The organism is Pirellulales bacterium (assembly GCA_035656635.1).
Classification (GTDB): Bacteria; Planctomycetota; Planctomycetia; order Pirellulales; family JADZDJ01; genus DATJYL01.
Genome location: DASRSD010000146.1, coordinates 54,348 through 60,347, shown reverse-complemented (window position 1 = coordinate 60,347; position 6,000 = coordinate 54,348). Strand labels below are relative to the sequence as shown.

Annotated in this window: 4 protein-coding genes; all 4 read right to left on the bottom strand. The window is 59.1% G+C overall.

Going from position 1 to position 6,000, the window contains the following annotated elements:
• On the bottom strand, positions 1-1,413 hold a 1,413-nt coding region (locus VFE46_14570), incomplete at its 3' end, for a HAMP domain-containing protein (GenBank protein ID HZZ29219.1).
• Between the two features lie 399 nt (positions 1,414-1,812).
• Positions 1,813-4,146 (bottom strand): protein kinase, encoded by a 2,334-nt coding sequence (locus VFE46_14565; GenBank protein ID HZZ29218.1) that lies wholly within the window; start codon positions 4,144-4,146, stop codon positions 1,813-1,815.
• A 65-nt stretch (positions 4,147-4,211) separates the two neighbouring features.
• Positions 4,212-4,781, bottom strand: coding sequence for an RNA polymerase sigma factor (locus VFE46_14560; GenBank protein HZZ29217.1), 570 nt, complete (start codon positions 4,779-4,781; stop codon positions 4,212-4,214).
• A gap of 3 nt (positions 4,782-4,784) precedes the next feature.
• On the bottom strand, positions 4,785-5,930 hold the full coding sequence (locus VFE46_14555; protein ID HZZ29216.1) for a hypothetical protein: 1,146 nt from the start codon (positions 5,928-5,930) through the stop codon (positions 4,785-4,787).
• Positions 5,931-6,000: the final 70 nt, after the last annotated feature.

Sequence of the window (6,000 nt, the reverse complement as noted above, 5' to 3'; positions counted from 1 at the left end):
TTTTCCTTCCACACCCACTTCGCGGGCCACCGTCGTCACCTGATCCGCGAACGTCGCCAGCGTATCGATCATGCTGTTGATCGTGTCGGACAGCTCGGCGATTTCGCCCTTGGCGTCCACGGTCAGTTTCAGCTTGAGGTTTCCGTTCGCGACCGCCGTCACGACTTTGGCGATGCCGCGCACCTGGTTGGTCAAGCGATCCGCCATGAAGTTCACGTTGTCGGTCAAATCCTTCCACGTTCCCGACACGCCCTTCACCTCCGCCTGACCACCGAGTTTTCCTTCCGTGCCCACTTCACGAGCCACGCGGGTCACTTCTGCGGCGAACGAACTTAGCTGATCGACCATCGTGTTGATGGTGTTTTTGAGTTCCAGAATTTCGCCTTTCACGTCGACCGTAATTTTCTTCGACAAGTCGCCGGTCGCCACGGCAGTGGTCACGGCTGCGATGTTGCGCACCTGGGCCGTCAGGTTGCCGGCCATGAAGTTCACGCTGTCGGTCAAATCTTTCCACGTTCCCGAAACGCCTTCCACGCGCGCTTGCCCGCCGAGTTTTCCTTCGGTGCCCACTTCGCGGGCCACGCGCGTCACTTCGGAAGCGAACGAACGGAGCTGATCGACCATCGTGTTAATGGTGTCTTTCAATTCCAAAAATTCGCCGCGCACGTCGACGGCGATTTTTTTCGACAAGTCGCCATTGGCCACGGCTGTGGTTACTTCGGCAATGTTGCGCACCTGGGCCGTCAGGTTGCCGGCCATGCTGTTCACGCTGTCGGTCAAGTCTTTCCAGGTGCCGGCCACGCCTTTCACTTCCGCTTGTCCGCCGAGTTTGCCGTCGGTGCCCACTTCGCGGGCCACGCGGGTCACTTCGGAAGCGAACGAACCGAGCTGATCGACCATGCGGTTCACGGTTTTGGCCGTGCGCAAAAATTCTCCTTCCAGCGGCCGGCCATCAATGTCTAAGGCCATGGATTTCGAGAGATCGCCCTTGGCCACGGCGCCAATCACGCGCGCCATTTCGCTGGTGGGGTGCACCAAGTCGCTCACCAGCGCGTTGACCGAATCGATCGTCCCGGCCCACGATCCGGTGAAGCCGGCTGAGCGGGCTCGCTGCTTGATTTTTCCCTCTTTGCCCACCACGCGGCTGATGCGGTCGACTTCGTTGGTCATGCCTTCCAATTGATCCATCACGTCGTTGAAAACATCGGCCACTTTGCCCCCCATGCCGTCCCATACCCGGGGCAGGCGAACCGTAAAATCTCCCTTTCGCAAAGCCGCCAAGGCGCCAATGAGCGATTGCAGGTCGACTCCCTGCCCATCCACGTGGGCGCCGTTTCCATTTGCGCCGTGAGCCTGCTGACCGTTCCCCTTAACTTTCAGTCCATCAGCCACAGCTTCTTCGACCAGTGACATTGTTAGATTCCTTCTCTCAATGAAGGTTTTACGGGAATAAGAAGGCTTCTCACGAAAATGCGGGAGTATTCCGCGCTAGCGAAATCGGCATAATCGTTGTTTACCGAAAGAACTCAAAAGCTCGTCGTTGGCTGGCTTTATGCCAGGTTGGTCAATTACAAACCATCTCCGCTCCTCCAGAGTCCGGCGCGATCCAGTGCATCCGGCCTCCGAAACTCTTGCGGTTCAACAACTTTTTATCAAAGTCGCTCCAGGCCGATCAATTGAGAAGCGGGTGAAAGGAACCCTTTTTGCAAAAACTGTACCCATTGGGGTTTAAATTATGTCTGGGAAGGGGTTTCCGTAGAGAGATGCGGCTTAATGCGGTTCTAACCCCTTTTGGCCGTCCCCATGTCCCGCTTACAGGCCCGGATCAAGTTGGCTCGCCCGATCGAAATCGACAGATGCCTCTGCCTCGTGATGCAGGGCCTCTTGGCACAAGGCGCGATTGAAGTAGCACTCGGCCCGATTTGGCGCCAAGGCCACGCAAACATTGGCCGCCGATAAGGCATCGGCATAATGGCCAAGTTCATAATTACAGCGCGCCAGTTGAAAATGCGCCCAGAAGTCGTCCGGCTGCTTGGCGATGGCGGCGGCAAACTGCTGCCGCGCTGGATCGAATTCCCGGTGATGCATCAGCCAGCGCCCCAACCCGTCGTGTTCCCAGGCACTCCGGACGACCGGCAGCGAATCGGCGGAAGTTTTCTCCGCATCCGCTGCGGCCGAAGCGCGAAAATCGCGCTCTGCCAAATCCAATAAAATGCAGGGGCCGCACAAAGTGCGGGCCTCGTTCAGCTTTTGCAGGGCTTGCTGCCGGGCGGCATCGGCCTTGGCCGGCGGAGCCAGTTGCACATCAAGCCGGGCCGACAAAATGGCTAAATCGAGTAAATCGGCCCATGGATCGTTGGAAGTAGGTCCATCGCTGGGAAGCGCAGCCAGCATGTTGCGCCCTTCCCAAATGGTGCGGCAGCCGGCGGCAATTTCCGCAAGCTGTTCGGCGCTCAATTTCTGATTGCCGGCGGGCTCATCGTCCAGGAACCGCAGCTTATCGACCAAATCGTGCAGGGCTGCCAGCGCTTGCCCATGTTTGGCCGCATCGATTTGCGCTTTCAGCTTGCTTTTCAATTCCGCCTGGCCGGGAAACCATTGCAGCGTGTTCCACGCGACTTGTGAATGCGCAATGGCGGGGCCGAACTGGTGGTTCGCCAATTCTTCCTGCGATTGTTGCAGGGCTGCCTCGGCGGTCCGAATGTGATCGCGGTAATACAGCGCAAGTGCGCCACTCACCACCGCGACCACTGCCGCGCTAATCGCTAGCACCAACAAGGAGTGCGGCCTGCGGCGTCGCCATTTTTGCCAGCGTTCTACCAAGCTGTGGTTCCCCACGCCACGCAGCGGCAGGCTAGCCAAATGGCACCGCAAATCGGCGGCCAATTGGCTGGCATCGGAGTAACGGACTGCCGGAGTTGTCGCCAGACATTTGCACACGATATCTTCCAATCCTCGGCTGACGTGCGGATTAGCATGCCGCAACTGCTGGCGCACCAAGTTGGGATTTTCCGGGAGGAGCTGGGCCGCCAGCGATTCGTACAACAACACGCCGAGCGAATAAATATCGGAGCGCGTATCGAGCGGCTGGCCAATTGGCACGCGTTGCTTCACGCATTCGGCGGCGGCACGCTGCTCCGGCGACATGTAGCCCGGCGTGCCTCCCAGCCGATCCATATTTTTGTTTTGCAAGCGTTCGATTTCGCAGGCCAAATGAAAATCGAGCAACATGGGCTGACCATCTCCGGCCAGTAGCACATTCGAGGGCTTGATGTCTAAATGCACCAGTCCCCGCTGATGTGCATAAGACAGCGCATCGGCCAGGCACGCGCCGATCCAGCAGACGGCATCGACATACGTGGAGCGCGATAAAAACCCAATCGCTGGGCCGCCGGCCGCCGTGCCCGGAATTTTTCGTTGCCGCTGGATCAACTGCTGGACAATTTGCTCGCCGCTGCGCCGGCCGAGCGGTTGCTTTTGCAGGCTTTGCAACAGGCTGGCCCAGGTGGCGCCGCCCAAGTAAGGCATGCACAAGGCGCGCAAATTCTCGGTGGGAAAATCGTGCACCAAATACAGCGGCACAATATTCGTGTGCTGCAGGCGTGCCAGCGACAAGTGCTCTTGGCCGTTGCGAGCGGTCAGCTTGACGACCAGCAAGCGATCGGAAAGGGAGGGCTGCTCGGCCAAAAACACACGCCCCAGCGCGCCACGACCCAATTCGTCAATCAAGCGCAAGTCCCCCAGCTGCTGGCCAGAGCTGGGAAATTGCACGGATTCGGTGGGCGCGCGCAGCAGATGATGGCAATCGAGCACCACGGCCAATGCATCTTGCCATTGGGGAAACCGCCCATAATATTCCGCCGATTGCACGCTTTCCCCGCGTTCTTCCCGCAGGCAGAATTCCTCATAAACGATGCGGACCGCGGCTTCGGAATCGGCAGCCAGCTCCGGCCGATCGACCAGCCATTCTTCCGCCGTGCGAGCTTGTCCGGCGTGCCACTGGGCCGCCATTTGATCCAGCGTGTTGGCCAGCAAGGTTTCCAGAACGCTGGCGCGCGAGGGCGCCTGCCCCACACGCTCCACCACATAGGGAACGGACGGGTGCGATTCTTTCGTTTCTGGAGTAAATTGCGAAGAAACGCTCATGACGGACGCCGCTTGCCACTGGGCAGCGGCACACAGAGAACGATTTCAGTACAACGATAAGTTTACTACGCAGGCTGACGGCGCAACCGGGCCACACGCCGGGCAATATCGTACAGAATCCGGCGCACGCTCCCTTCGTGCAGTTGGGTGCGCTGGGCAATTTCCGCGATCGTGGCCCCTTGTCGCTTGAGCTGAAGCAATTCGTAATGCGCCGGCGGGCAGGCCTGCACCATTTGCTGCCACAGCTCGTCGGCGTAAAAGTTTTCGCTGACGCGCGGGCAGCGATCGGCCGCCAGGCCGTCGATATTGTCTTGCGGCAACGCCACTTCGCGCCGCAGTGACTCGCGGTGCTTGCGCAGACGATCGATGAATCGATTGCGAGTCATCTTGAACAAAAACGCCCGCAATTGATCCAACGTTTGGAAGGTCCATTTGGCATGTTGCAGCCCATCGACAAAATCGGCCCATACCGATTGCACGATGTCGGCCGAATCGAATTTAGCGCGCAGCGAACCGGCGATATGGCGATGCACCACCATCCGCATGTAAGGCTCGAAGGCGATAAACATTTGCCGCATGGCAAATTCATCGGCCGCGTTCAACCGTGTCAACAGCCCAGCCAAAGAGTCGTTCATCGTTCAACCGGAATGGCCATGCAGCCGGGAGAACAGCCAACTGGAGGAGGCTTCTTCATCCGGCTGCTTGGTTTCTTTCGCGCCTCGCCGTCGCAAATAGTAAGCGCCGCCCGCGCCAAGGGTCGCCGCGGCCACCGCCGCGATGACGGGCGTCAGGTGCATTTCGTCCAGCCAATGCGTAACGCCTTTTCCCAGCGATTCCATTTCGGCCATCACCGTGTGCAGCGCCAGTTCAATATTTCCCATGTTCAACGGAATGCCGACCAGCGCGGCTTTGCTGTGCGGCATATCGGCGGGGGAATCTTTGGCTTGGAAATTCAACGAGTCATTGGATTGATCGGCTCGCTGTCCGCCGCCGGCTTGAGCCACGGCCTGGACGACGGTGGAAGCGGCGTTCGTTGCCGCGGCCACTTCCGACAATTGATCGCCGCCGAAAGCTTGCACCAATGCGCCGGCGCCATCGAGCACGGGAATGGAATGCGCGGCAGAAACGACGCTGGAGAACACGAGCGACTTCGTTGAGCCCGCCGCGGCGCCTCCTGGCCCTTGCAGCGACGAATGAACATTCATCACGGAGGTGGTCAAGTCCAGAGGCACAACATGGGCGGCTGCAGCGGTCGGCAATTGATCAGCAGGTGTCGTGGAGGCTGCATGGGTGACCGCGTCGAACGGGGAGGGCGCGCTTGGTCTGATATTGGCTGTGATCGGAGGCGGCTCGACACGGGAAGCGGGCGTCACCAGGTCTTGCGGCGCCGGCGGAGTGTCGAGGGTGAACGTGTACACCACAATTATTTGAGTTGTTTCGGCATACACCACTCCATACGTTACATGTTGCCCGGCGGCGTTCATTCCCGGCACTTCAAAAAAGGCATAGCCGTTTTGGCCCATTTCGCGGGAATAGCTGGCCGCCATGGGGCCGAGTTCCGAAATCAGCGTTTGCTCAGAATACGAATTACCGCCAAACCTCTGCAGTGCGCCGACCATTGGGCCGTGACCTCCTTCGCTGCCCGAAGCCATGGGAGGCATATGCATGGCGGCCAGCGGCATGGCACTCAAAACGGAGCGAGATTCAAGCCGTTCAAAAGGCCGCACGCCGAATGTCCGAAACCGCGCATGGCGAGAAGCACCACGGCCACGAGAACTCCGCATAAGAATATTCCTTACAAGAAAAAGCGGCGGGATGAACGGAATAAAGCCTAGAGGGCAGGATTGGCTTCCG